At 53.1% G+C, this 25,525-nt stretch carries 21 protein-coding genes and 2 tRNA genes; 6 read left to right on the top strand and 17 right to left on the bottom strand.

Annotated features, from left to right (window positions below; genetic code table 11):
• The first annotated feature begins 83 nt into the window (after window positions 1-83).
• The 3 genes from ubiU to OGY04_RS02710 all read left to right on the top strand — a co-directional run bounded on the left by ubiU (window position 84) and on the right by OGY04_RS02710 (window position 3,152).
• On the top strand, window positions 84-1,079 hold the full coding sequence (gene ubiU, locus OGY04_RS02720; RefSeq protein ID WP_003024971.1) for a ubiquinone anaerobic biosynthesis protein UbiU: 996 nt from the start codon (window positions 84-86) through the stop codon (window positions 1,077-1,079).
• Between the two features lie 8 nt (window positions 1,080-1,087).
• Complete coding sequence (locus tag OGY04_RS02715) at window positions 1,088-1,966, top strand: U32 family peptidase (protein ID WP_416665113.1); 879 nt, start codon at window positions 1,088-1,090, stop codon at window positions 1,964-1,966.
• A 178-nt stretch (window positions 1,967-2,144) separates the two neighbouring features.
• Window positions 2,145-3,152, top strand: a complete 1,008-nt coding sequence (locus OGY04_RS02710; RefSeq protein ID WP_153752157.1) for a luciferase-like monooxygenase — start codon at window positions 2,145-2,147, stop codon at window positions 3,150-3,152.
• Between the two features lie 90 nt (window positions 3,153-3,242).
• Here OGY04_RS02710 and mtr read toward each other — a convergent pair whose 3' ends face one another.
• The 12 genes from mtr to OGY04_RS02650 all read right to left on the bottom strand — a co-directional run bounded on the left by mtr (window position 3,243) and on the right by OGY04_RS02650 (window position 17,123).
• Window positions 3,243-4,487: a tryptophan permease gene (gene mtr, locus OGY04_RS02705; RefSeq protein WP_003828642.1), complete on the bottom strand. Its 1,245-nt coding sequence runs from the start codon at window positions 4,485-4,487 to the stop codon at window positions 3,243-3,245.
• 146 nt (window positions 4,488-4,633) lie between these two features.
• Complete coding sequence (locus OGY04_RS02700) at window positions 4,634-6,562, bottom strand: DEAD/DEAH family ATP-dependent RNA helicase (protein ID WP_003828643.1); 1,929 nt, start codon at window positions 6,560-6,562, stop codon at window positions 4,634-4,636.
• Complete coding sequence (gene yrbN, locus OGY04_RS02695; protein WP_010723222.1) at window positions 6,555-6,635, bottom strand: protein YrbN; 81 nt, start codon at window positions 6,633-6,635, stop codon at window positions 6,555-6,557. The genes OGY04_RS02700 and yrbN overlap by 8 nt, the downstream gene beginning before the upstream one ends.
• Window positions 6,636-6,741: 106 nt before the next feature.
• On the bottom strand, window positions 6,742-7,626 hold the full coding sequence (gene nlpI / locus OGY04_RS02690; RefSeq protein ID WP_003024982.1) for a lipoprotein NlpI: 885 nt from the start codon (window positions 7,624-7,626) through the stop codon (window positions 6,742-6,744).
• 109 nt (window positions 7,627-7,735) lie between these two features.
• Window positions 7,736-9,868 (bottom strand): polyribonucleotide nucleotidyltransferase, encoded by a 2,133-nt coding sequence (pnp, locus tag OGY04_RS02685; RefSeq protein ID WP_008785911.1) that lies wholly within the window; start codon window positions 9,866-9,868, stop codon window positions 7,736-7,738.
• A gap of 246 nt (window positions 9,869-10,114) precedes the next feature.
• Window positions 10,115-10,384: a 30S ribosomal protein S15 gene (gene rpsO, locus OGY04_RS02680; protein WP_000059465.1), complete on the bottom strand. Its 270-nt coding sequence runs from the start codon at window positions 10,382-10,384 to the stop codon at window positions 10,115-10,117.
• 273 nt (window positions 10,385-10,657) lie between these two features.
• Window positions 10,658-11,602, bottom strand: a complete 945-nt coding sequence (gene truB, locus OGY04_RS02675; RefSeq protein ID WP_003828704.1) for a tRNA pseudouridine(55) synthase TruB — start codon at window positions 11,600-11,602, stop codon at window positions 10,658-10,660.
• A complete protein-coding gene (rbfA, locus tag OGY04_RS02670; RefSeq protein ID WP_003024988.1) occupies window positions 11,602-12,006 on the bottom strand; it encodes a 30S ribosome-binding factor RbfA in 405 nt (134 codons plus the stop codon). Before rbfA ends, truB begins: the two co-directional genes overlap by 1 nt.
• Before the next feature lie 149 nt (window positions 12,007-12,155).
• On the bottom strand, window positions 12,156-14,846 hold the full coding sequence (gene infB, locus OGY04_RS02665) for a translation initiation factor IF-2 (RefSeq protein WP_003828710.1): 2,691 nt from the start codon (window positions 14,844-14,846) through the stop codon (window positions 12,156-12,158).
• A gap of 24 nt (window positions 14,847-14,870) precedes the next feature.
• On the bottom strand, window positions 14,871-16,358 hold the full coding sequence (gene nusA / locus OGY04_RS02660; protein WP_003024992.1) for a transcription termination factor NusA: 1,488 nt from the start codon (window positions 16,356-16,358) through the stop codon (window positions 14,871-14,873).
• Window positions 16,359-16,386: 28 nt separating this feature from the next.
• Entirely contained in the window at window positions 16,387-16,839 is a 453-nt protein-coding gene (rimP, locus tag OGY04_RS02655) for a ribosome maturation factor RimP (protein WP_003024996.1), read from the bottom strand.
• 207 nt (window positions 16,840-17,046) lie between these two features.
• Window positions 17,047-17,123, bottom strand: a tRNA-Met gene (locus tag OGY04_RS02650).
• Between the two features lie 333 nt (window positions 17,124-17,456).
• Here OGY04_RS02650 and argG point away from each other — a divergent pair.
• Entirely contained in the window at window positions 17,457-18,800 is a 1,344-nt protein-coding gene (gene argG / locus OGY04_RS02645) for an argininosuccinate synthase (protein ID WP_005131837.1), read from the top strand.
• Window positions 18,801-18,997: 197 nt separating this feature from the next.
• On the opposite strand, the gene OGY04_RS02640 is transcribed toward argG, so the two are convergent.
• From OGY04_RS02640 to OGY04_RS02630, 3 genes are all read right to left on the bottom strand, one after another.
• Window positions 18,998-19,084, bottom strand: a tRNA-Leu gene (locus OGY04_RS02640).
• A gap of 9 nt (window positions 19,085-19,093) precedes the next feature.
• A complete protein-coding gene (secG, locus tag OGY04_RS02635; protein ID WP_003025000.1) occupies window positions 19,094-19,426 on the bottom strand; it encodes a preprotein translocase subunit SecG in 333 nt (110 codons plus the stop codon).
• A 167-nt stretch (window positions 19,427-19,593) separates the two neighbouring features.
• Window positions 19,594-20,487 (bottom strand): LysR family transcriptional regulator, encoded by an 894-nt coding sequence (locus OGY04_RS02630; protein WP_208743684.1) that lies wholly within the window; start codon window positions 20,485-20,487, stop codon window positions 19,594-19,596.
• A 148-nt stretch (window positions 20,488-20,635) separates the two neighbouring features.
• Here OGY04_RS02630 and iadA point away from each other — a divergent pair, with 148 nt between their 5' ends.
• Together iadA and dcuC are read left to right on the top strand one after the other, a co-directional pair.
• Complete coding sequence (gene iadA, locus OGY04_RS02625; RefSeq protein WP_063941608.1) at window positions 20,636-21,769, top strand: beta-aspartyl-peptidase; 1,134 nt, start codon at window positions 20,636-20,638, stop codon at window positions 21,767-21,769.
• 10 nt (window positions 21,770-21,779) lie between these two features.
• Window positions 21,780-23,246, top strand: coding sequence for a C4-dicarboxylate transporter DcuC (gene dcuC / locus OGY04_RS02620; RefSeq protein WP_048215463.1), 1,467 nt, complete (start codon window positions 21,780-21,782; stop codon window positions 23,244-23,246).
• A 44-nt stretch (window positions 23,247-23,290) separates the two neighbouring features.
• Here dcuC and glmM read toward each other — a convergent pair whose 3' ends face one another.
• Together glmM and folP are read right to left on the bottom strand one after the other, a co-directional pair.
• On the bottom strand, window positions 23,291-24,628 hold the full coding sequence (gene glmM, locus OGY04_RS02615; RefSeq protein WP_008785919.1) for a phosphoglucosamine mutase: 1,338 nt from the start codon (window positions 24,626-24,628) through the stop codon (window positions 23,291-23,293).
• The gene (gene folP, locus OGY04_RS02610; RefSeq protein ID WP_020996352.1) at window positions 24,621-25,469 is read right to left on the bottom strand and encodes a dihydropteroate synthase; all 849 of its coding nucleotides are present in this window, start codon (window positions 25,467-25,469) and stop codon (window positions 24,621-24,623) included. Before folP ends, glmM begins: the two co-directional genes overlap by 8 nt.
• Window positions 25,470-25,525 lie beyond the last annotated feature (56 nt).

The raw sequence follows: 25,525 nt of genomic DNA, 5'->3' as shown, positions 1-25,525 counted from the left end.
AAAAATTGTCTCAGCAAGGTTAACTAAAATCCCCATTCGTTAACATTTCTGCGCCCATCACGGCGCAACGTTCAGGATAAATTATGGAGCTGCTCTGCCCTGCCGGAAACCTACCGGCGCTTAAGGCGGCCATCGAGAACGGCGCTGATGCTGTCTACATCGGGCTGAAAGATGATACCAACGCCCGTCATTTCGCCGGCCTTAATTTTACCGAGAAAAAATTGCAGGAAGCGGTGAGTTTTGTCCATCAGCACCGCCGTAAGCTGCACATTGCGATTAACACCTTTGCGCACCCGGATGGTTACGCGCGCTGGCAACGTGCCGTTGATATGGCAGCGCAACTGGGTGCAGACGCGCTGATCCTTGCCGACCTCGCCATGCTTGAGTATGCCGCAGAGCGCTACCCGCATATTGAGCGCCATGTCTCTGTTCAGGCATCTGCAACCAATGAAGAGGCAATTAATTTCTATCATCGCAACTTTGACGTCGCCCGCGTGGTGCTGCCGCGCGTGCTGTCTATTCATCAGGTGAAGCAGCTTGCTCGCGTCACACCTGTTCCCCTGGAAGTGTTCGCCTTCGGTAGCCTGTGCATTATGGCGGAAGGCCGTTGCTATCTTTCGTCCTATCTGACGGGTGAGTCTCCTAACACGGTTGGTGCCTGCTCACCTGCCCGTTTTGTCCGCTGGCAACAGACCCAACAGGGGCTGGAATCCCGTCTTAATGAAGTGCTGATCGACCGCTATCAGGACGGGGAAAACGCCGGTTATCCGACGCTATGCAAAGGCCGCTATCTGGTTGACGGCGAGCGTTATCATGCGCTGGAAGAACCCACCAGCCTGAACACGCTGGAGCTGCTGCCGGAACTGCTGGCAGCCAATATTGCCTCGGTGAAAATCGAAGGTCGTCAGCGTAGTCCGGCCTATGTCAGCCAGGTGGCGAAAGTGTGGCGTCAGGCGATCGACCGCTGTATGGCCGACCCGCAAAACTACGTCCCGCAGGCCGCGTGGATGGAAACGCTCGGTTCTATGTCCGAAGGCACACAGACCACGCTTGGCGCGTATCACCGTAAATGGCAGTGAGAGAAGCAATGAAATATTCCTTAGGGCCGGTGCTGTGGTACTGGCCGAAAGAAACGCTGGAAGATTTTTATCAGCAGGCTGCCGTAAGCCAGGCCGACGTTATCTATCTTGGTGAAGCGGTATGCAGTAAACGCCGTGCCACCAAAGTGGGCGACTGGCTCGATATGGCGAAATCGCTCGCTGGCAGCGGTAAACAGGTTGTGCTGTCAACACTGGCGCTGGTACAGGCTTCTTCTGAACTGGGAGAGCTGAAGCGCTATGTCGAAAACGGTGACTTCCTGCTGGAAGCCAGCGATCTCGGCGTAGTAAACATGTGCGCCGAGCGTAAGCTGCCGTTTGTCGCCGGGCATGCGCTCAACTGCTACAACGCGGTTACCCTGCGTATTCTGCTCAAACAAGGCATGGTGCGCTGGTGTATGCCGGTAGAGCTTTCCCGCGACTGGCTGGCAAACTTGCTCAATCAGTGTGATGAACTGGGTATTCGCAATCAGTTTGAAGTAGAAGTGCTGAGCTACGGGCATTTGCCGCTGGCGTACTCTGCCCGCTGCTTTACCGCACGCTCTGAAGACCGTCCAAAAGACGAGTGTGAAACCTGCTGCATAAAATACCCGAACGGGCGCGATGTGCTGTCGCAGGAGAATCAGCAGGTCTTTGTCCTCAACGGGATCCAGACCATGAGCGGCTATGTTTACAACCTCGGCAACGAACTGACATCGATGCAGGGGCTGGTTGATATTGTGCGTCTGTCCCCTTCAGGCACTGAAACATTCGCCATGCTCGACGCCTTCCGCGCCAATGAAAATGGCACGGCCCCATTACCGCTTGCCGCCCACAGTGACTGTAACGGCTACTGGAAGCGACTGGCTGGACTGGAGCTGCAGGCCTAGCCGGATGCGACATAAATGCCTTATCGGGCCTACAAATAGCGATCCCGTAGGCCCGATAAGCGCAGCGCCATCGGACATGTTATATTCGGTGCCCGCCGTATAAAGCTCACTTTGTTAACAACATTCGCTAATCTTTAATGCAGTATTAAAAGATTAACCGGTAACAAAGTGAGCCGTTATGACTGACAAAACTATTCCGTTCTCGGTGCTGGATCTGGCGCCGATCCCTGAAGGATCCTCGGCAAAAGAGGCCTTCACACACTCGCTTGATCTCGCTCAACTGGCTGAAAAGCGCGGCTACCACCGCTATTGGCTGGCGGAACATCACAACATGACCGGCATCGCCAGCGCAGCAACCTCAGTGCTGATTGGTTATCTGGCTGCCAATACCACCACGCTGCATCTCGGGTCTGGCGGCGTGATGTTGCCTAACCATTCGCCGCTGGTGATCGCCGAGCAGTTCGGTACCCTGAACACGCTATATCCGGGACGAATCGATCTCGGGCTTGGTCGCGCACCAGGCAGCGATCAACCAACAATGCGCGCACTGCGCCGCCATATGAGCGGTGATATCGATAACTTCCCACGCGATGTAGCTGAACTGGTGGACTGGTTCGACGCCCGCGATCCTAATCCCCATGTACGCCCGGTTCCCGGCTACGGCGAGCAGATCCCGGTCTGGTTATTAGGCTCTAGCCTGTACAGCGCACAACTGGCGGCCCAGCTTGGTCTGCCGTTTGCCTTCGCCTCGCACTTTGCCCCGGATATGCTGCATCAGGCGCTGCATTTGTATCGCACCCAATTCAAACCCTCGGCGCGGCTGGCAAAACCGTATGCGATGGTGTGCATCAACATTATTGCCGCCGACAGCAATCGCGACGCCGAGTTTCTTTTCACCTCCATGCAGCAGGCCTTTGTGAAGCTGCGTCGTGGCGAAACCGGCCAGCTACCGCCGCCGGTAGAGAATATGCATCAGCTGTGGTCTGCTTCTGAGCAGTACGGCGTACAACAGGCGCTAAGCATGTCGCTGGTCGGTGATAAGGCAAAAGTGCGGCATGGTCTCGACGCCATTTTGCGTGAAACCCAGGCTGATGAGATTATGGTTAACGGCCAGATTTTTGATCATCAGGCACGTCTACATTCGTTTGATTTGGCGATGGATGTGAAGCAGGAATTATTGGGGTAGTACGTTGTTTTGCCCGGTGGCGCTTCGCTTACCGGGCCTACTTGACCCTGTAGGCCGGATAAGGCGCAGCCGCCATCCGGCACAACAAAGTTACTGATAAACAGGCAACAGATTCACGCTCGACAGAATATGGATAACCGCGTTGCCGATACCGAATACCAGGATCAGCGCAATCATCGGCTTACCGCCCCAGACACGGAATTTCGGGCTACCGAAACGCTCGCGGGATTTACGTGCCAGCAGCGCCGGAACAATCGCGGCCCAGATGGTTGCCGCGAGTCCTGCATAGCCAATGGCGTACAGGAAACCGTTCGGCCACAGCAAGCCACCGATAATTGGTGGGACAAACGTCAGCAATGCCGTTTTGAAACGTCCCATTGCCGAGTCATCAAAGCCAAACAGATCCGCCAGATAGTCAAACAGACCGAGCGTAACGCCGAGGAATGAACTCGCCACCGCAAAGTTGGAGAACACCACCAGCAGCAGATCCAGACTGCGGCTGTTTAGTACACCGCTCAGCGCCTGTACCAGCACATCAATGTTACCACCCTGCTGCGCAATACCGATAAACTCCGGACGCGGAATATTACCCATCGTCCCCAGCAACCATACGGTATACAGCACCAGCGCCAGCAGCGTGCCGTACACCAGACACTTAACGATGGTCTTCGGATCTTTACCGTAGTACTTCATCAGGCTCGGGACGTTGCCGTGATAGCCGAATGAGGCCAGACAGAACGGCAGCGTCATCAGCAGGTACGGCGTATACGAAGCATTGCTTTCCGCCACGTTAAACAACGTTGTGGGCTGAACGTGTCCCAATAAGCTGCCGAAGGTCAGGAAAAAGGTAATCACCTTCGCGCCCAGCACAATCGCCGTCATGCGGCTCACCGCTTTGGTACTTAACCACACCACAAACGCCACCAGCAACGCAAAGCCAAGACCTGCCGCACGCGCCGGAACGTTCAACGACATCTCCGAGAAGGTGTGATGCAGGATTGACCCGCTCGCCGAGATATACGCGTAGGTCAGAATATAGAGAACGAAAGCAATCGAGATGCCGTTCACCACGTTCCAGCCTTTGCCCAGCAGATCTTTGGTAATGGTGTCGAAGCTGGAGCCAATGCGGTAATTGAGGTTAGCTTCAAGGATCATCAGCCCGGAGTGCAGCATGCAGAACCAGGTGAAGATCAGCGCTGCCATTGACCAGAAGAACCACGCCCCGGACATGACCACTGGCAGAGAAAACATCCCCGCGCCAATAATGGTGCCGCCGATGATCACCACGCCGCCGAGCAGCGAAGGTGACGTTTGGGTGGTGGTTAGTGTTGCCATTTAGCCATCTCTCCAGTCATTTATATTGTGACTACATCTCAATGTGATGCACTGTACCAGTACACGAGTACAATTGAAATAAAAAAAGCCCCGATTGTTGAGATCGGGGCCGTATATTTTACTTTACAGCTATAAAGCTAAAAGGCTTATGCATCACCGCCGAAACGACGACGACCAGCAGAATCATCACGACGCGGAGCAGAAGAATCGTCACGACGCGGACCACGGTTGCCTTCACGACGTTCGCCGCTGAAACGACGACCATCGCCACGACCGCCTTCACGACGTTCACCGCTAAAGTTACGACCTTCACCGCGACCGCCTTCACGACGCTCACCGCTGAAACGACCACCGCCACGACGCTCACCACCGGTGTGCGGAACTGCATCGCCAACCAGCTGCATGTTCATCGGCTTGTTCAGGATGCGAGTACGGGTAAAGTGCTGCAGCACGTCGCCCGGCATACCTTTCGGCAGTTCGATGGTGGAGTGGGAAGCAAACAGCTTGATGTTACCGATGTAACGGCTGCTGATATCACCTTCGTTAGCAATCGCACCAACGATATGACGAACTTCAACACCGTCATCACGGCCCACTTCAATGCGGTACAGCTGCATGTCACCAACATCACGACGTTCACGACGCGGACGGTCTTCACCACCACGGTCATTACGGTCACGAGGGCCACGATCGTTGCGGTCACGCGGACCACGGTCATCACGGTCGCGGAATTCGCGTTTCGGACGCATCGGCGCATCTGGCGGCAGGATCAGAGGACGTTCGCCCTGAGCCATTTTCAGCAGTGCAGCTGCCAGCGTTTCGATATCCAGCTCTTCTTCCGGCTGCATTTTCGCCAGCAGAGCACGGTACTGATCCAGATCGCTGCTTTCCAGCTGCTGCTGAACTTTAGCAGCGAATTTTTCCAGACGGCGTTTGCCCAGCAGATCTGCGTTCGGCAGTTCTACTTCCGGAATAGTCAGCTTCATGGTGCGTTCGATGTTACGCAGCAGACGACGCTCGCGGTTCTCAACGAACAGCAGCGCACGACCCGCACGACCCGCACGACCGGTACGGCCGATACGGTGAACGTAAGACTCGGAATCCATCGGGATGTCGTAGTTAACAACCAGGCTGATACGCTCAACGTCCAGGCCACGGGCCGCAACGTCGGTTGCAATCAGAATATCCAGACGGCCATCTTTCAGACGCTCCAGAGTCTGCTCACGCAGGGACTGGTTCATGTCGCCGTTCAGTGCAGCGCTGCTATAACCGCTACGCTCCAGCGCTTCTGCTACTTCCAGGGTCGCATTTTTGGTACGTACGAAGATAATCGCCGCATCAAAATCTTCCGCTTCCAGAAAACGCACCAGCGCTTCATTTTTACGCATGCCCCACACAGTCCAGTAGCTCTGGCTGATGTCAGGACGGGTAGTTACGCTGGACTGAATACGTACTTCCTGCGGCTCTTTCATAAAGCGGCGGGTAATACGACGAATCGCTTCCGGCATGGTTGCAGAGAACAGAGCGGTCTGATGACCTTCCGGGATCTGTGCCATGATGGTTTCAACGTCTTCGATGAAGCCCATACGCAGCATTTCGTCAGCTTCGTCCAGTACCAGACCGCTCAGTTTGGAGAGGTCCAGAGTACCGCGCTTCAGGTGATCCAGCAGACGACCCGGCGTACCGACGACGATCTGTGGCCCCTGACGCAGGGCACGTAATTGCACGTCATAACGCTGACCGCCGTACAGGGCAACCACGTTCACGCCGCGCATGTGTTTAGAGAAATCCGTCATGGCTTCTGCTACCTGAACCGCCAGTTCGCGGGTCGGTGCCAGCACCAGAATCTGAGGTGCCTTCAGCTCAGGATCAAGATTGTTGAGCAGCGGTAAAGAGAACGCTGCAGTTTTGCCGCTACCTGTCTGGGCCATACCCAGAACATCGCGGCCGCCCAGCAGATGCGGAATGCACTCTGCCTGGATTGGAGATGGTTTTTCGTAACCCAGATCGTTAAGGGCTTCAAGGATAGGAGCCTTCAGGCCCAGATCTGCAAAAGTGGTTTCGAATTCAGCCATGTAGTACGTGTGCCTCAAAATTAATGGCGGCCAGTCTACATAACTCATCATGAAATTGATCTGCAATTTTCATTGAAAAGTGTGAACCGGCTCAAAGTAGGTGTATTAACGAACAACAACGCCCTCACCCGTGAAGGTGATGGCAATCAAAAAAGATTACGGGCTGATGTGTACGTCAGCTATTGCTGGTCCGATTCTGCCAGGTCATCTTGGTCCTGGCCCAGGAGCGATAATTCCAACAATGCGTATCGGTGCTCAACAAAGTTATGAACGTTGTTAGCCACCGCCAGTTTGAACAATGCCGTAGCGTTGTCCAAATCCCCCAGACTTAGGTAGTACTTACCTAAATAGAAGTTGGTTTCACTGAGATGCTCAGCGAGCGAGGTGTTATCCGTTGCGTCCGCCTTCAGGCGTTCCATCAGCGTTGCTTCGCTAATGTTGCCCAGGTAGAACTCGACAATGTTCCATCCCCATTGCTCTTTATCCGATTTCTCAAAGCGTTGCTTCAACGCTTCTTTAGCCTGCTTCTCATCGAGCTTCTGCTCGGCAAGATAAAGCCACAGACTACGGAAAGGATCATTGGGATCGTCTTGATAAAACGCTAGCAGATCATCTTGCGCTAACTTGTCGCGACCGCCGTAATACAATGCGATACCGCGATTTAAGTGCGCGTAGTTGTAAGTTGGATCAAGCTCAAGTACAGAATCAAACGCTTCATAGGCAGCATCAAAATTGCCTGCCTGCGTTAAATATATACCTAAGTAATTGAATACTTCAGGCATATCTGGTCGGATTGCCAGCGCTTGTGAAAAATCATTTCGCGCCAGTGCCCTCAGACCGAGACTATCATACAACACTCCGCGCTCATATAAAAGCTGTGCGCGTTCGTCATCGGTTAAAGCCCGACTGGCAAGAATTTGTTCCATACGTGCCAGAATCACTTCCTGCTGCAAAGTCGGTTGCAATGGTACTGCGAGGACTTCACTCTTTCGCCAGGCGGAATTACTGCATCCAGCCAGCGTGAGTGCTGTCGCAACGAAACACCAGCGCAAAAAAGGCTTCATTTCCCACTCCCGAAGACAACGATTGAATGAACGTCCAGGTTCCCCGGTTGCTAACAAGGCATCCTGCCGGGTTAAAGGCCCTCCGCTTTCACGGAGGGCAATGGCAACCTTACTCGCCCTGGCTTGCCGGAGCTTCCGGTTCGCCTGCAGGCTGAGACTGCTCAGTTGCTTCTTTAATGCTCAGACGTACACGGCCCTGGCGATCAACTTCCAGAACTTTGACCGGTACTTCCTGGCCCATCTGCAGGTAGTCGGTCACTTTCTCAACGCGCTTGTCAGCGATCTGAGAGATGTGTACCAGACCTTCTTTACCGCCACCAATGGCAACGAATGCGCCAAAGTCAACGATACGGGTCACTTTACCATTGTAGATACGGCCTACTTCGATCTCTGCGGTGATCTCTTCGATACGACGGATAGCATATTTCGCTTTCTCACCGTCGGTCGCAGCAATCTTCACGGTACCATCATCTTCGATTTCAATGGTGGTGCCGGTTTCTTCGGTCAGAGCACGGATAACAGAACCGCCTTTACCGATAACGTCTTTGATCTTGTCCGGGCTGATCTTGATAGTGTGGATACGCGGAGCGAACTGAGAAATATCGCCACGCGGAGCGTTGATCGCTTGTTCCATCACACCCAGGATGTGCAGACGCGCACCTTTAGCCTGGTTCAGAGCAACCTGCATGATTTCTTTGGTGATACCTTCAATTTTGATATCCATCTGCAGTGCAGAGATACCGTCGCGGGAACCCGCCACTTTGAAGTCCATATCGCCCAGGTGGTCTTCGTCGCCCAGGATGTCAGACAGAACAACAAAGTTGTCGCCTTCTTTCACCAGACCCATCGCGATACCCGCAACGGCTGCTTTGATCGGCACGCCTGCGTCCATCAGCGCCAGGGAAGCACCACATACGGAAGCCATGGAAGAAGAACCGTTAGATTCGGTGATTTCAGAAACCACACGCACGGTGTACGGGAATTTATCCAGTTCCGGCATTACTGCCAGTACGCCACGCTTCGCCAGACGGCCGTGACCAATCTCACGACGCTTCGGAGAACCGACCATACCGGTTTCACCTACGCAGTACGGAGGGAAGTTGTAGTGGAACAGGAAGTTGTCAGTACGCTCGCCCATCAGTTCGTCGAGGTTCTGCGCATCACGAGTGGTGCCCAGGGTCGCAGTAACCAGCGCCTGAGTTTCGCCACGGGTGAACAGTGCGGAACCGTGGGTACGAGGCAGAACGCCAGTACGCACGTCCAGGCCACGGATCATGTCTTTTTCACGGCCATCGATGCGCGGCTCGCCCGCCAGTACGCGGCTACGAACAACGTTTTTCTCGATAGCGTGCAGGATTTCACCCAGTTCGTTAGCGTCCAGGGTTTCGTCTTCAGCCACCAGAGTCGCGATGGTTTCAGATTTGATCACGTCAACCTGAGCATAACGCTCTTGTTTGTCGGTGATACGGTAAGCATCGCTCAGGCGAGCTTCTGCCAGTGCGGCAACGCGTGCGTTCAGCGCTTCGTTGACGGCTTCTGGCTGCCAGTCCCAACGCGGTTTGCCAGCTTCTTTCGCCAGCTCGTTGATAGCCTGAATCACAACCTGCTGCTGTTCGTGACCGAACACAACAGCGCCCAGCATCTGGTCTTCGCTCAGCAGTTCAGCTTCGGATTCAACCATCAGTACGGCTGCTTCAGTACCTGCAACAACCAGGTCCAGCTTGCTTTCTTTCAGTTCGTCCTGAGTCGGGTTCAGTACGTACTGGTCATTGATGTAACCAACACGTGCAGCACCGATCGGGCCGTTGAATGGGATACCAGACAGAGTCAGCGCAGCAGATGCACCAATCATTGCCACGATGTCCGGGTTAACCTGCGGGTTAACGGAAACAACGGTCGCGATAACCTGAACTTCGTTAACGAAGCCTTCCGGGAACAGCGGGCGAACCGGGCGGTCAATCAGACGCGCGATCAAGGTTTCGCCTTCGCTCGGACGGCCTTCACGACGGAAGAAGCTACCCGGGATACGGCCAGCAGCGTAGGTACGCTCCTGATAGTTAACGGTCAGCGGGAAAAAGTCCTGGCCTGGTTTCGCTTTTTTCTGGCCAACAACGGTAACGAATACCGCGGTGTCATCCATGCTAACCATAACAGCGGCAGTCGCCTGACGCGCCATCATGCCGGTTTCCAGCGTAACGGTATGCTGACCGTACTGGAATTTACGAACGATCGGATTAAGCAAAATAATATCCTTTCTCTATTTTTTGACGGCACATTTTTGCGCCATCGTTAATACCCGATCTTCTGCGCATCCTCGCGACTAATGACAACCCTAACCCATAAGCATGAGTAAAGCCTCTCATTAGCCGCGCGAACCTCTGCAACGGAAGATCATTCATAGCAACAATACATTAGTTTCCAGCGAATTGCTGCCATCTGCTGGAAAAAAGGGGCCATGAAGGCCCCCTCTTTCTGAAACTCGAAAGAATTAGCGACGCAGGCCCAGACGCTCGATCAGCGCGGTGTAACGTGCAACATCTTTACGTTTCAGGTAGTCGAGCAGTTTACGACGCTGAGAAACCATGCGCAGCAGACCACGACGGCTGTGGTGATCTTTTTTGTGCTCTGCAAAGTGGCCCTGCAGGTGGTTAATCTGTGCAGTCAACAGAGCAACCTGAACATCGGTAGAACCGGTGTCATTTGCATCACGACCAAACTCAGAAACGATTTTAGCGGTAGCTTCAGTACTTAGAGACATTTTAAAACTCCAAAGTGTTAAGAATGAAAGGATGCCGATCTCTAATTCAGCTATCCCAGTGTATACACTTTATCCTTCAAACTGACTCTGCGTTGGCTGCGTCCGCTCACCTCAGTCACTTACCTAAGTAAGCTCCTGAGGATCCTCAGACTTGCCGCCTTGATGCAGCTCGAATGATTTTGTGTATACGCCACGCAGATTGTTAAACAATTCACGCGACGTTAAGCGGCAGTATTCTACTCGCAGCGCCCTTTTATCGCAAGACAGAGAGCGCTATGCAGGATACTCAACCACCAGGCGGCGGGGGGCGACACGACCTTCATCGTCCATCTCCCCCATGCCAATAAACTTGCCGTCATCGCCTTCCGTCACGCGTACCAGCCCTTCCAGCGGGGCGCCTGTCGTCCGTACCGGATTACCATTTTTAAAGTAAACCGACGATGTTAAAGGCAAATTAACAACAGGATAGTCCGATGCCGGACTGTCCATTGGCATCAGCAAAGGATCAAGCAACTGAGCCGCCGGAATGTTCTGCTGTTCTGCCTGTTCGACCAGCTCACGCAGATGTTCCAGCGTGACCATACGATCCACCGGATACTTGCTGACCGTCAGACGACGCAGATACGTTACGTGCGCGCCGCAGCCCAGCTTCTCACCGAGATCGTCAACGATGGTACGAATATAGGTGCCTTTGGAGCAGTGAACTTCCAGCTCCAGTTCGTTACCTTCATGACGGATAAACAGCAGCTCATAGACGGTAATCGGGCGCGCTTCACGCGGCACTTCAATGCCCTGACGCGCATATTCGTACAGCTTCTTACCCTGATACTTCAGCGCCGAATACATCGACGGAATCTGCTCGATATCGCCGCGGAAAGTCTCCAGCGCGCTCGCCAGTTGTTCTGCGGTGAAGGTTACCGGACGCTCCTGCACGATCTGCCCATCGGCATCGGAAGTGTCAGTACGCTGGCCCAGACGGGCAACCACGCGATAGCGTTTGTCAGAATCCAGCAAATACTGTGAAAACTTTGTCGCTTCACCAAGGCAGATAGGCAGCATGCCTGTCGCCAGCGGATCCAACGCGCCGGTATGTCCCGCGCGGTTGGCATTGTAGATGCGCTTTACTTTTTGCAGCACGTCATTGCTGGACATGCCCTGCGGCTTATCCAGCAGCAGGACACCATGAATATCGCGACCACGACGACGAGGACGACTCATCAGTCCTCCTTGCTGTCGTCCGCTGGGTTCACACGACGCTCATCGTCATGTTTCACCACGCTGGTCACCAGGTTGGACATGCGCATCCCTTCAACCAACGAGTTGTCGTAGAAGAAGGTCAGCTCAGGCACGATACGCAGACGCATTGCTTTACCCAGCAGAGAGCGGATAAAACCAGAGGCTTCCTGCAGTGCCTTAATGCCGTTTTTCACGGCAGCTTCGTCCTGATCGTTGAGGAAAGTCACGAATACTTTGGCATATGCCAGATCACGGGACATCTCAACACCCGATACGGTGGTCATCATGCCAACACGCGGGTCTTTGATTTCGCGTTGCAGGATGAGTGCGATTTCTTTCTGCATCTCCTGCGCGACACGCTGCGGGCGACCAAATTCTTTCGCCATAATAAATTCTCCAGACAAAAAAGGGGCATTCAGCCCCTTTTGAAAATAATTCGGTGATTAGGCTGTAGGCCTGATAAGCGTAGCGCCATCAGGCATTACATTGCCGGATGTCGGCGTAAACGCCTTATCCGGCCTACACCCGAACAACCTTAAGCAATTGTACGTTTGATCTCGATGATCTCGAACACTTCGATCATATCGCCAACGCGAACGTCGTTGTAGTTCTTAACGCCGATACCACATTCCATACCGTTACGGACTTCGTTAACGTCATCTTTGAAGCGGCGCAGGGACTCCAGCTCGCCTTCATAGATAACCACGTTGTCGCGCAGTACGCGGATTGGGTTGTGACGTTTAATCGTGCCTTCGGTAACCATACAGCCTGCGATAGCGCCGAATTTCGGTGATTTGAACACATCACGAACCTCAGCCAGACCAATGATCTGCTGTTTCAGTTCCGGAGACAGCATGCCGCTCATCGCTGCTTTCACTTCGTCGATCAGATGATAGATGACGGAGTAGTAACGCAGATCCAGACTTTCTGATTCGATAACTTTACGTGCAGAGGCATCAGCACGTACGTTGAAGCCAACCAGAATCGCGTTGGATGCCGCAGCCAGGGTTGCGTCGGTTTCGGTGATACCACCTACGCCAGAACCGATGATCTTCACTTTTACTTCGTCGGTAGACAGTTTCAGTAAAGAGTCGGAAATCGCTTCTACAGAACCCTGTACGTCAGCCTTCAGCACGATGTTCACTTCGTGAACTTCGCCTTCGGTCATATTGGCGAACATGTTCTCAAGTTTAGATTTCTGCTGACGAGCCAGTTTAACTTCACGGAATTTGCCCTGACGGTACAGTGCAACTTCACGCGCTTTCTTCTCGTCACGAACAACGGTAACTTCGTCACCCGCAGCCGGAACACCGGACAGACCGAGGATTTCCACCGGAATGGACGGACCCGCTTCCAGTACTTCCTGACCCAGTTCGTTACGCATCGCACGAACGCGGCCGTATTCGAAACCACACAGAACGATATCGCCCTTGTTCAGGGTACCTTCGCGAACCAGGACGGTAGCAACCGGGCCACGACCTTTATCCAGGAAGGATTCGATAACCGCACCGCTCGCCATACCTTTACGCACAGCTTTCAGTTCCAGTACTTCGGCTTGCAGCAGGATAGCATCCAGCAGTTCGTCGATACCGGTACCCGCTTTCGCAGAAACGTGAACGAACTGGCTCTCGCCGCCCCACTCTTCCGGCATGATGCCGTACTGGGACAGTTCGTTTTTAACGCGATCTGGATCCGCTTCCGGTTTATCGATTTTGTTGACTGCAACAACTACCGGCACACCTGCCGCTTTCGCGTGCTGGATAGCTTCGATAGTCTGCGGCATCACGCCGTCGTCTGCTGCAACAACCAGAACAACGATATCCGTTGCCTGAGCACCACGAGCACGCATGGAGGTAAACGCGGCGTGACCCGGGGTGTCCAGGAAGGTGATCATACCGTTGTCAGTTTCAACGTGGTACGCACCGATGTGCTGAGTAATGCCGCCCGCTTCGCCAGAGGCCACTTTCGTTGAACGAATGTAGTCCAGCAGAGACGTTTTACCGTGGTCAACGTGACCCATGATGGTCACTACCGGTGCGCGCGGTTCAGCCGCAGCGCCGGTGTCACGGTCGCTCATTACTGCTTCTTCCAGCTCGTTTTCACGACGCAGGATAACTTTGTGGCCCATCTCTTCGGCAACCAGCTGTGCGGTTTCCTGGTCGATGACCTGGTTGATGGTCGCCATTGCGCCCAGTTTCATCATTGCTTTGATGACCTGAGAGCCTTTGACCGCCATCTTGTTCGCCAGATCGCCAACGGTGATGGTTTCGCCGATCACAACGTCACGGTTAACGGCCTGAGCTGGCTTCTGGAAGCCCTGCTGCAGAGCGGAACCTTTACGCTGCTTACCGCCTTTACCGCCGCGAACCGCTGCACGTGCTTCTTCACGGTCAGCTTTAGATTCAGCGTGTTTGTTACCTTTCTTCGCCGGACGCGCAGCTTTAGTGCTGCGAGTACGACCACGACCGCCTTCAACTTCACGATCGTTCTCGTCTTCAGCCTGGCGAGCATGCTGAGAGGTGGTGACGTGATAATCACTGGTGTCTTCGACAGGTTCAGCGTTATTCACACCATTTTTCTCGTTTTCTTCCGCCATACGGCGAGCTTCTTCCGCTACGCGGCGCGCTTCTTCTTCAAGCTTGCGACGTGCTTCTTCTTCCGCTTTACGCTTCAGTTCTGCGGCTTCATTTTCACGGCGGGCTTTTTCGGCCTGGGCGGTTTTAGTCATATCGTCGGTCTGTTGATTGCTCACTTTGTCTTTTTCCGCAGCTTCACGTTTCGCTTTATCAGCGGCTTCACGCTTAGCTTGTTCTGCGGCCTCACGTTCGGCTTTTTGTTGCGCCTCGCGTTTGGCAGCTTCTTCTGCCTCACGACGGGCTTGCTCTTCCGCTTCACGCTGCGCCTGCTCTTCCGCGGCAAGGCGTTCAGCCTCTTGCGGATCGCGTTTCACAAAGGTGCGTGTCTTGCGGACTTCGATTTGTACCGATTTGCTTTTTCCACCGGTACCTGGAATATTGAGAGTACTGCGCGTTTTACGCTGCAATGTCAACTTATCCGGCGCTGAGCCGTTTTCACGGTTCAAATGCGCCAGTAAGGTTTGTTTCTCTTGTGCGGACACAGAGTCGTCAGCAGACTTCGGGATACCGGCATCAGCAAATTGCTGTACCAGGCGATCTACGGAAGTCTGTATCTCTGCAGCCAACGTTTTTACGGTTACATCTGTCATACTGTTCCTTCCTGCTACAGTTTATTACGCTTCGTCGCCGAACCAGCAAATATTACGGGCAGCCATAATCAGCTCACCGGCTTTTTCGTCGGTCAACCCTTCGATATCAGCCAGATCATCAATGCCCTGTTCAGCGAGATCTTCCAGCGTACAAACACCACGGGCCGCCAGTTTGAAGGCCATCTCACGATCCAATCCTTCCAGATTCAGCAGATCGTCAGCCGGTTTGTTATCACCGAGGCTTTCTTCCTGGGCCAGTGCCAGAGTGGTCAGTGCGTTTTTAGCACGCTCGCGCAGCGCTTCAACGGTCTGTTCATCCAGACCGTCAATTTCCAGCAGTTCTTTCATTGGCACGTAGGCCAGTTCTTCCAGCGTCGCAAAACCTTCTTCCACCAGAACGGTCGCGAAATCTTCATCGATATCGAGATATTTGGTGAAGGTATCGATGGCTGCATGTGCTTCAGCCTGATGCTTCGCTTGCAGGTCATCAACGGTCATCACGTTGAGTTCCCAACCGCTCAGTTGTGAAGCCAGGCGGACGTTCTGACCATTACGTCCAATCGCCTGAGCCAGGTTACCGGCTTCAACCGCGATATCCATGGTGTGTTTGTCTTCATCCACCACGATAGAAGCGACGTCTGCTGGCGCCATTGCGTTAATCACGAACTGCGCCGGGTTATCATCCCACAGGACGATATCGATACGCTCGCCGCCCAGTTCGGTAGAAACCGCCTGAACGCGCGCACCGCGCATACCAACACAGGCGCCGACCGGATCAATACGCTTGTCGTTGGTCTTAACGGCGATTTTCGCGCGCGATCCCGGATCGCGAGCAGCCGCTTTAATTTCGATAACTTCTTCGCCGATTTCCGGCACTTCAATGCGGAACAGCTCAATCAGCATTTCCGGCTTGGAACGGGTTACGAACAGCTGTGCACCGCGCGCTTCCGGGCGAACTGAGTACAGAACACCACGAATACGGTCACCAGGGCGGAAGTTTTCACGCGGCAGCATGTCTTCACGCAGGATCACAGCTTCAGCATTGCTGCCCAGATCCAGAGAAATGTTGTCGCGGTTTACTTTCTTCACCACACCGGTGACGATTTCGCCTTCATGTTCGCGGAACTGATCAACAACCATTGCGCGTTCAGCTTCACGTACTTTCTGTACGATAACCTGCTTCGCGGTCTGGGTAGTGATACGGTCAAAGGTGACAGATTCAATCTGATCTTCAACATATTCGCCCACGTTCAGACTTTCGTCTTCGAAGCGTGCCGCTTCCAGCGTAATTTCTTTGGTCGGCTGAGTAACTTCTTCTACGATTACCCAACGACGGAAGGTATCGAAATCACCGCTTTTACGATCGATTTCTACGCGAACGTCGATCTCTTGCTCATATTTTTTCTTTGTTGCTGTAGCCAGCGCACTTTCCAGCGCTTCAAAAATTTTCTCGCGTGGCAGCGCTTTTTCGTTGGATACGGCTTCAACAACAGCCAAAATTTCTTTGTTCATCGCGGGCTTTTCACCTCAATCCAGACTGTTAAAAGTGGGGAACCAGGTTCGCCTTCTGGATATTACTCAGCGCGAACACTTCATCTTTGCCTTCGACTGTGACCGTGATCATCTCACCGTCCACCGCTTTGATAACGCCCTGCCATTTACGACGGTTTTGTACCGCCATACGAAGAACCAGCGTGACTTCTTCACCCAGGAAACGCACGTAGTGTTCAGCTGTGAACAGAGGACGGTCGAGACCCGGAGAGGAGACTTCCAGGTTATAGGCAACGGTGATTGGGTCTTCGACATCCATCACGGCGCTTACCTGATGGCTCACATCAGCACAATCATCAACATTGATGCCATCTTCACTATCAATATAGATGCGCAGTGTGGATGTGCGACCACGAATAAATTCGATGCCGACCAGTTCGTAGCCCAGGGCTTCAACTGGCGCTGTAATCATCTCTGTTAATTTTTGCTCTAATGTGGACAAGCCCACCCCCAAGACATAAAAAAAGGGCCTAAAGCCCAGTTATTCTGTAGTCAGATAACAAAAAACCCCGATAAATCGGGGCTTTAGATAACTGAACCCTATAACCGCACCTGCGGTTCGGAGAACCTTCCGAAAGAATTTTTTTCAAATCCAGCTACGAAGGCCTAAGTCTTCACAGTATATTTGAAAAAGAACTCTAAGGGAAAGTGGTTGCGGGGGCCGGATTTGAACCGACGACCTTCGGGTTATGAGCCCGACGAGCTACCAGGCTGCTCCACCCCGCGCCTGAAACGTGGCAAATTTTACTCGTTTTGGGTAAAAAATGCAAATACTGCTGGGATTTGGTACCGAGACGGGACGTAAAATCTGCGCACAGTATATTGATTCAATATGCGTTATGTCAACCTTGTTACGACTATGCAAATCAATGAATGCTGCCCAGCGCTAGCCCAGCAAGATAAATATGCCGCCCACGCCGTTATTTAACGAAATTATCACTAAACTCTTCCTGTCATCCAGAAAAGATGATTAAATGAAAACTCATTTATTTTGCATAAAAATGCAATTAGTATAATAAGCCGACCTCTTCACCAGTCTATCAAGCAGGGTTTTATTTTATGACGACGATTCTCAAGCATCTCCCGGTAGGTCAACGTATTGGTATCGCTTTTTCCGGCGGCCTGGACACCAGCGCAGCACTGCTGTGGATGCGACAAAAAGGGGCTGTCCCATATGCATATACTGCGAATTTGGGCCAGCCGGATGAGGATGACTATGACGCCATTCCTCGCCGTGCAATGGAATATGGTGCTGAGAATGCTCGCCTGGTAGATTGCCGTAAGCAGCTGGTTGCCGAAGGGATCGCTGCCATTCAGTGCGGTGCATTCCACAACACCACCGGCGGACTGACCTATTTCAATACCACCCCGCTGGGCCGTGCCGTGACCGGCACCATGCTGGTTGCCGCCATGAAAGAAGATGGCGTAAATATCTGGGGTGACGGTAGCACCTATAAAGGTAACGATATTGAACGTTTCTATCGTTACGGTCTGCTGACCAACGCCGAACTGCAGATTTACAAACCATGGCTGGATACCGATTTTATCGATGAACTCGGCGGTCGCCATGAGATGTCCGAATTTATGATTGCCTGTGGTTTCGACTACAAAATGTCCGTTGAGAAAGCGTACTCAACAGACTCCAATATGCTCGGTGCGACTCACGAAGCAAAAGATCTGGAATTCCTGAACTCCAGCGTCAAAATCGTTAACCCGATTATGGGCGTGAAGTTCTGGGATGAGAGCGTGAAGATCCCGGCAGAAGAAGTGACCGTACGTTTTGAACAGGGTCATCCGGTTGCTCTGAACGGTAAAACCTTCAGCGACGACGTTGAGATGATGCTGGAAGCCAACCGTATCGGCGGCCGTCACGGTCTGGGTATGAGCGATCAGATTGAAAACCGTATCATTGAAGCGAAGAGCCGTGGCATCTACGAAGCCCCGGGGATGGCATTGCTGCATATCGCCTACGAGCGTCTGCTGACCGGTATTCACAACGAGGATACCATCGAGCAGTATCACGCGCACGGTCGCCAGCTGGGTCGTCTGCTGTATCAGGGCCGCTGGTTCGACTCTCAGGCGCTGATGCTGCGTGACGGTCTGCAACGTTGGGTTGCCAGCCAGATTACCGGTGAAGTGACGCTGGAACTGCGTCGCGGTAATGACTACTCAATCCTCAACACCGTGTCTGACAATCTGACGTACAAACCAGAACGTCTGACGATGGAAAAAGGCGACTCCGTATTCTCTCCGGACGACCGTATCGGTCAGTTGACCATGCGTAATCTGGATATCACCGATACCCGCGAGAAGCTGTTCGGCTATGCGCAGTCTGGCCTGCTGACCGCCTCTTCCGCAACCGGCCTGCCGCAGGTTGAGAATCTGGAAAATAAGGCGAAGTAAAGATTCACTATCTTAAGGCCGCGTAAGCGGCCTTTTTTATGCGCGGAATATAAGGTGTCTGTAGGCCTGATAAGCGTAGCGCCATCAGGCGTTGTAATAATGTCGGATGGCGGCGTTAACGCCTTATCCGACCTACAGGATAGCCACAAATAACAGACGAAAAAAAAGACGCTTTGCAGCGTCTTTTTTTTGGAATTTGGTACCGAGGATGGGACTCGAACCCACAAGCCCGTTAGGGCACTACCACCTCAAGGTAGCGTGTCTACCAATTCCACCACCTCGGTACAGAATACTTAGCGTGGGATATCGCTGGTCGGCTGAGCCGGAGCAGCTGGCTGAGTTTGCTCGGTTTTCGCCGGTGCGCTCAGATTTTCCCACTCACTTCCTTTATTGGTCTTGTTGCTGTTCATGTTACCCAGCACCAGACTGATGATGAAGAACAAGGTTCCCAATACAGCTGTCATACGGGTCATGAAGTTACCAGAACCACTTGAACCAAACAGAGTACCAGAAGCGCCTGCGCCAAAAGAGGCTCCCATATCAGCGCCTTTGCCTTGCTGCAGCATGATCAAGCCTACCAGGCCAATTGCCACAATAAGGAAAACTACTAAAAGAGCTTCGTGCATAATCAACCTGTTCCTTGCGGAGTTGCCGCGTACAATGCTTCGACCATTAAAGCGGGAATATTTACTGTTTCCCACTGAAGCGGGTGTGAATACTAACCAAAGCGAATAACCTTCGCAAGGGCAATTTGTTAGCATTGTATCAACTGCGGAAAAAATCGCCATATCAATCAAAAACGCAGCAACTTCTCCCAGCATCTCTGCATAACGGCACGTTGATCTTCAAGATTCGCCCATACCACAACGGGGATTTCACAAATCAGGTCTGTATTTTCTGGCCAGCAGTGAATAATTTGCTGATTCACCAACTCTTCCGCCACCATCGATTCAGGTAACCAGGCCATTCCCATATGGCGCAGTACCATTTCTCGTATCGTTTCGCTTAAACCACTCTCAAATACTTTTTTTAGCCGTGGGCGGACGCGTTGTTCTGCCGACTCAATAATACGTCTGACAAAGGTGTAGTCGCTGTAGCATAGCCACGGAATCGGAGCATGCGGATCATTAAGCGCATCAGCCAACTGGGCTGAAATAACCGGTATAAATCGCTCATACCGCCATAGGGAACGTTTTAACCCTCCGGCGATCTCCAGCCCCGGCTGGGCAGACGGTAAATCGTAGGTTACCAGTAAATCAATTTGCCGGTTCATCAGGGCATTGAAATGGTTGTCTATCCCCTGGATACTGGCGTTTACCGTAAAGTTTAACTGCGGCTCACTCTGTCGCAGGTAGTTGATCATATCCGGCAGGATATTCACCGACAGCGTATGCAGGCTAACCATCACCAGCGTGTTATCCGTTGCTGGTGTCATCGCCGACAGCTCATGGCTTGCCTCTGTTAACGTGCTGAGAACGTGCCGGGCATAAGGTTCAAAGCGTTCACCATAGCGCGTCAGCGTGACAGGGGTCGTTGTCCGGTCAAACAAAGGCACGCCCAGCACCTCTTCCAGCGCCTTTATACGCCGACTCAACGCAGGTTGAGTAATATGCCGCTGCGCCGCGGCCTGAGAGTAGTTTCCATGCTGGCTCAAGGCCAGAAAATCTTCCAGCCACTTACAATCCACGTTGTGCTCTCCGCCATGCCATAACCGCATCCTCCAATAACAAATCGGTAATAGTCATAGTTATAGTAATGGCTTTATGGTGGGCATCATAACAACAATATTTCGTTTCACCTGCCGACTCTCACCCTCGACGTTTGACAGGACCGCTATGTTTACTTTATTGACCAATGCCCGTGTTTTTTCTCCTGAGGATTTAGGCCTCTGCTCCCTGCTCATTCATGCCGACCGAATTGTGGCGGTAGAAAAAGATATTTCATTGTTTGATGGCATCAACGAGGTCATCGATTGTCGGGGTAAATGGGTTATCCCTGGTATCATCGATCAGCATGTTCATCTTACCGGTGGCGGTGGTGAAGCCGGATTTGCCAGTCGGACGCCCGCCGTCAAGCTGCGCGACCTGATTCAGGCAGGTATTACCACGGTGGTTGGCGTGTTAGGCACCGATGCCATTTCTCGTTCACCCAAAGACCTCTACGCAAAAATGCAGTCTCTCAACCTTGAGGGATTACGCGCGTTTATGCACACGGGAGCCTACGCCGTTCCCAGCCCAACTATTACGCGATCCATCCGCGATGATATGGCCTTCATTCCGGCAATTCTTGGTGTAAAAATCGCCCTCGCCGATCACCGTGGCTCTTACCCCTCTTTCCAGGAGTTGCTGAGGATAGTGAGCGATATTCGCGTCGCTTCCCTGCTGGCTGGGAAAAAAGGCTTGCTGCATGTGCACCTGGGGAATCTGCCGGAAGGGATGTCGCAACTTATTGAGCTGTGTGATGCGGGTATTCCGATTCACCATATTTCACCGACGCATGTTGCGAGAACTGAGCCCTTGTTCGAACAGGCGATTGCTTTCGCCCATCGCGGCGGCCATATCGATGTTACGTCCGGTGGCAGTCGTTTTATGCCTCAGGAGCAAGCGATTCTCCACGCACTCGAAGCACAGGTTCCGGCGGAGCGCATCACGATCAGTTCTGACGGCAATGGCAGCGTTCCGCGCTTTAACGCTCAGGGTATCGTTGAAGGTTTAAGCGCGGCACCGGTCGCAGGCAATCTTAACCTGCTTCCTCGCCTGATTGATGTCGGGATTCCGGTGCCACAGGCCATCGCGATGCTGACGGCAAACGTTGCGCGCTCGCTGGGTATTTCCGGGGGCGTGCTCTGCGCCGGGGAACGTGCCGATATCTGTGTACTCAATGATGACCTCTCGCTGGCCCATCTGTTTGCCGCGGGTAAACCGTTGCTGCGGGATGGCGAGTGCCTGGTTACCGGCAACTTCGAGTAAGGGGGCAAGAATGTCATTGCTACTGGCGCTAATCGCCATCATTTTTGCCGGACGTCTGATCCTCAAAAAATATCACCCCCAGTCGGTACTGTTATTGACCGGGATTGTGCTGTTGCTTATCGCGCATTTTAGCGGAATGACCTCACTCAGTGGCCTGGTGAAAAAGAGCACCGGATTTGGCCCCTTTGACGCCTTTGAGTTTATTCGCGATACCCTGAGCGTGCGTCTCGGCGGCCTCGGACTGCAAATTATGCTGATTGGTGGTTTTGCCACCTACATGTCAGCCATTGGCGCAAGCCAGGTACTGGTTCGGGTGACGTCTCGTCCTTTGCAACGGCTGAACTCGCCATATCTGCTGCTGGGGCTGGCACTGCTATTGGGTCAATTCCTGTCGCTGTTTATCAGCAGCGCCACCGGATTGGGTCTGCTGCTGATGGCGACGCTTTACCCGCTGCTTACCCGTCTTGGCTGTAGCCGCGCCGCGGTTGCCGCCGTTATCGCCAGTACCTGTGCGGTTGAGTTTGGCCCCGGCTCCGGCAACTCTGTTCTCGCCGCCAAAACCGCAGGCATCGAGGTCGTGAACTATTTCGTGCAGGATCAGTTGCCGATCGTTGTGCCCGTCATTCTTTTCATCGCCCTGCTGCATATTGTTGTGCAACGCTTTTTTGACCGTCGGGAAAGTGGCGACAATGCAGCTCAGCAAATGCAGACATTAACGGCGACTGATGAAGCCGACGCACCTATCGCCTGGCTGTTTCTGCCCATGCTGCCGCTGGTATTGATGCTGGTGTGCAGCGATTTAGTATTCAGCTCTCTCAAGATCACGCTGGATACCGCCGTACTGATAAGCCTCGCTATTACGCTGGTTTGTGAGTACTGCCGTCATCGCAAGGCGCGCGAGGTGATGGCTGGCGTACAAAAGGTTTTCGACAGCATGGGCAGCGTTTTTGCCACCGTCGTGACACTGATTATCGCCGGTGAAGTCTTTTCCGCCGGACTGAAAGCCATTGGTGCCGTTGACGCACTGTTGTCACTTTCCGGTGAATTTGGCCTCAGCGCCGCCTCTATTATCCTGCTGATGACCCTGATCACCTTCGCAATTTCAGCGCTGATGGGCTCCGGGAATGCGGCATTTTTCTCCTTCGCACCCATGGTGCCGGACATCAGCCGTCATATCGGTAGCGATATCGCTGTCATGATGTTGCCTATCCAGATCTCGGCGGGTATTGGTCGTACGTTATCGCCTATTGCTGGCGTCATCATTGCTATCGCGGGAATTGCAGGCGTCTCGCCTGTGGATATTGTTAAGCGTACCGCGATTCCGATGCTGGGCGGTTGGCTACTGATGATTGCGCTAACCTTTGCCCGGTCTGGGCATCTGCTGGCGGTTCTGCCGTGGCTGGCAGTCCTTGTGCTACTGATGGTCGGTGGTTACTTCTGGCAGCGCCGACGTAAACAGCAGCTTGCCGTACAGTAAAAAAAAGCCGGAGTCTCAGACTCCGGCTTTCACTTTCTTCGGAATTACGCCGCTTTCACAGCATCGGCAATACGGTGGGCGAATTCAGTCACCTGCGCTTCGTCTTCACCTTCAACCATCACACGAATTAACGGTTCGGTACCAGACTTACGCAGCAGGACGCGTCCACGGTTACCCAGCGCAGCTTCCACTTCCGCCATCACCGCTTTCACGTTTTCATGTTCCAGTGGATCGCCGCTACCTGCTGTGTATCGTACGTTAACCAGCAGCTGTGGGAACATTTTCATGCCGCTGCACAGGTCGTGCAAGCTCATATGGTTGCGTACCATCGCCGCCAGCACCTGCAGACCCGCCACGATACCGTCACCAGTGGTGGTTTTGTCCAGCAGGATCACATGACCTGAGTTTTCGGCACCGATACGCCAGCCTTTTTCCTGCATTTTTTCCAGCACATAGCGGTCGCCAACTTTTGCACGGGCAAACGGAATACCCAGCTGTTTTAGCGCCAGCTCGAGGCCCATGTTGCTCATCAGCGTACCTACCGCGCCACCGCGCAGCTGACCCTGACGCAGGGCTTCACGGGCGATGATGTACATGATCTGATCGCCATCGACCTTATTACCTTCGTGGTCAACCATAATGACACGGTCGCCATCGCCATCCAGCGCAATACCCAGATCGGCTTTTTCCGCAATCACGCGCGCCTGCAGAGCACGGACGTCGGTGGCGCCGACTTCTTCATTGATATTCACACCGTTTGGCTCACAGCCAATGGCAATCACGTTTGCACCCAGTTCACGCAGTACATTTGGCGCAATGTGGTACGTCGCACCGTTAGCGCAATCCACCACAATTTTAAGTTCATTCAGGCTCAGTTCGTTCGGGAAGGTGCCTTTGCAAAACTCGATATAACGACCGGCAGCATCAACGATACGCGTGGCTTTACCCAGTTCAGCGGAATCCACGCAGGTGATCGCTTTTTCCATCTCGGCTTCAATGGCTTCTTCCACTGCATCTGGCAGTTTAGTCCCGTCGGTAGAGAAGAATTTAATCCCGTTGTCATAGTACGGGTTGTGCGAAGCGGAGATAACAATCCCGGCCTCAGCACGGAAGGCGCGCGTCAGATACGCAACGGCGGGTGTTGGCATTGGCCCTGTGAATGAGGCTGAGAGTCCGGCGGCAGCCAGGCCCGCTTCCAGCGCAGACTCCAGCATATAGCCGGAAATACGCGTATCTTTACCGATAATAATTTTACGTGAACCATGACGAGCAAGCACTTTCCCTGCAGCCCAGCCCAGCTTGAGCACAAAGTCAGGAGTAATTGGGGCATCGCCTACGCGACCGCGGATCCCATCAGTGCCAAAATATTTACGATTACTCATAGCGTTTTTTTTCCTTTGCAGACAATGTGGCTTCCACCACACGCATCGCTTCTACGGTTTCTTTGACGTCATGGACACGAACGATCTGCGCCCCCTGCATTGCGGCAATCACCGCGCACGCAAGGCTACCGCTCAGGCGTTCAGATGGCCCCACATTCAGTAACTGGCCAACCATTGATTTTCGTGACATCCCAACCAGCAATGGCAGATTAAAATGATGAAACTCAGACAAACGTGCCAGTAATGTGTAGTTGTGAGTGAGATTTTTACCGAATCCGAATCCGGGGTCGAGCAACAATTTATCTTTTGTGATTCCAGCCCGCTCGCAACGTGCTATTTGCTCAACAAAGTAATGGTTTACCTCAGCAAAAACATCCTCATACTTTGGCGCTTCCTGCATGGTTTTCGGCTGCCCCTGCATATGCATCAGGCAAACCGGTAATCCGGTCTCCGCTGCGGCTTCCAGCGCTCCAGGCTCCGAGAGTGAGCGAATATCATTGATGATATGCGCGCCAACTCTGGCGCATTCGCGAATCACTTCGGGTTTTGAGGTATCGACCGAAATCCACACTTCAAAACGCTGAGCAATCGCCTCGACCACTGGGATCACTCGCTGCAACTCTTCTTCCACACTCACATCAGCCGCGCCCGGACGCGTGGACTCACCGCCCACATCAATGATAGTCGCCCCGGCGTTAATCATCAGGTTTGCGTGTTTTACCGCCTCAACCAGAGAGTTGTGCGCTCCACCATCGGAAAATGAGTCTGGCGTAACGTTCAAAATCCCCATGACGTGCGGATGGCTGAGATCCAGTGAAGAACCCTGAGCAAAGAGTTTCATAGTTTTATCCCTGGTAAAATCTTGAATATGCAGATAAGAAAAACCCCGGAGCAAGC

This window comes from Citrobacter sp. Cpo091, assembly GCF_030332645.1.
GTDB lineage: Bacteria > Pseudomonadota > Gammaproteobacteria > Enterobacterales > Enterobacteriaceae > Citrobacter > Citrobacter portucalensis.
This window is presented reverse-complemented; position numbering and strand designations above follow the sequence as displayed.

Excerpts from the sequence above, each read along its gene's own strand:
- ubiU (WP_003024971.1), top strand. The coding sequence starts at position 84 with ATGGAGCTGCTCTGCCCTGCCGGAAACCTACCGGCGCTTAAGGCGGCC.
- OGY04_RS02715 (WP_416665113.1), top strand. The coding sequence starts at position 1,088 with ATGAAATATTCCTTAGGGCCGGTGCTGTGGTACTGGCCGAAAGAAACG.
- OGY04_RS02710 (WP_153752157.1), top strand. The coding sequence starts at position 2,145 with ATGACTGACAAAACTATTCCGTTCTCGGTGCTGGATCTGGCGCCGATC.
- mtr (WP_003828642.1), bottom strand. The coding sequence starts at position 4,487 with ATGGCAACACTAACCACCACCCAAACGTCACCTTCGCTGCTCGGCGGC.
- OGY04_RS02700 (WP_003828643.1), bottom strand. The coding sequence starts at position 6,562 with ATGGCTGAATTCGAAACCACTTTTGCAGATCTGGGCCTGAAGGCTCCT.
- yrbN (WP_010723222.1), bottom strand. The coding sequence starts at position 6,635 with ATGAAAATTGCAGATCAATTTCATGATGAGTTATGTAGACTGGCCGCC.
- nlpI (WP_003024982.1), bottom strand. The coding sequence starts at position 7,626 with ATGAAGCCTTTTTTGCGCTGGTGTTTCGTTGCGACAGCACTCACGCTG.
- rpsO (WP_000059465.1), bottom strand. The coding sequence starts at position 10,384 with ATGTCTCTAAGTACTGAAGCTACCGCTAAAATCGTTTCTGAGTTTGGT.
- truB (WP_003828704.1), bottom strand. The coding sequence starts at position 11,602 with ATGAGTCGTCCTCGTCGTCGTGGTCGCGATATTCATGGTGTCCTGCTG.
- rbfA (WP_003024988.1), bottom strand. The coding sequence starts at position 12,006 with ATGGCGAAAGAATTTGGTCGCCCGCAGCGTGTCGCGCAGGAGATGCAG.
- infB (WP_003828710.1), bottom strand. The coding sequence starts at position 14,846 with ATGACAGATGTAACCGTAAAAACGTTGGCTGCAGAGATACAGACTTCC.
- nusA (WP_003024992.1), bottom strand. The coding sequence starts at position 16,358 with ATGAACAAAGAAATTTTGGCTGTTGTTGAAGCCGTATCCAACGAAAAA.
- argG (WP_005131837.1), top strand. The coding sequence starts at position 17,457 with ATGACGACGATTCTCAAGCATCTCCCGGTAGGTCAACGTATTGGTATC.
- secG (WP_003025000.1), bottom strand. The coding sequence starts at position 19,426 with ATGCACGAAGCTCTTTTAGTAGTTTTCCTTATTGTGGCAATTGGCCTG.
- iadA (WP_063941608.1), top strand. The coding sequence starts at position 20,636 with ATGTTTACTTTATTGACCAATGCCCGTGTTTTTTCTCCTGAGGATTTA.
- dcuC (WP_048215463.1), top strand. The coding sequence starts at position 21,780 with ATGTCATTGCTACTGGCGCTAATCGCCATCATTTTTGCCGGACGTCTG.
- glmM (WP_008785919.1), bottom strand. The coding sequence starts at position 24,628 with ATGAGTAATCGTAAATATTTTGGCACTGATGGGATCCGCGGTCGCGTA.
- folP (WP_020996352.1), bottom strand. The coding sequence starts at position 25,469 with ATGAAACTCTTTGCTCAGGGTTCTTCACTGGATCTCAGCCATCCGCAC.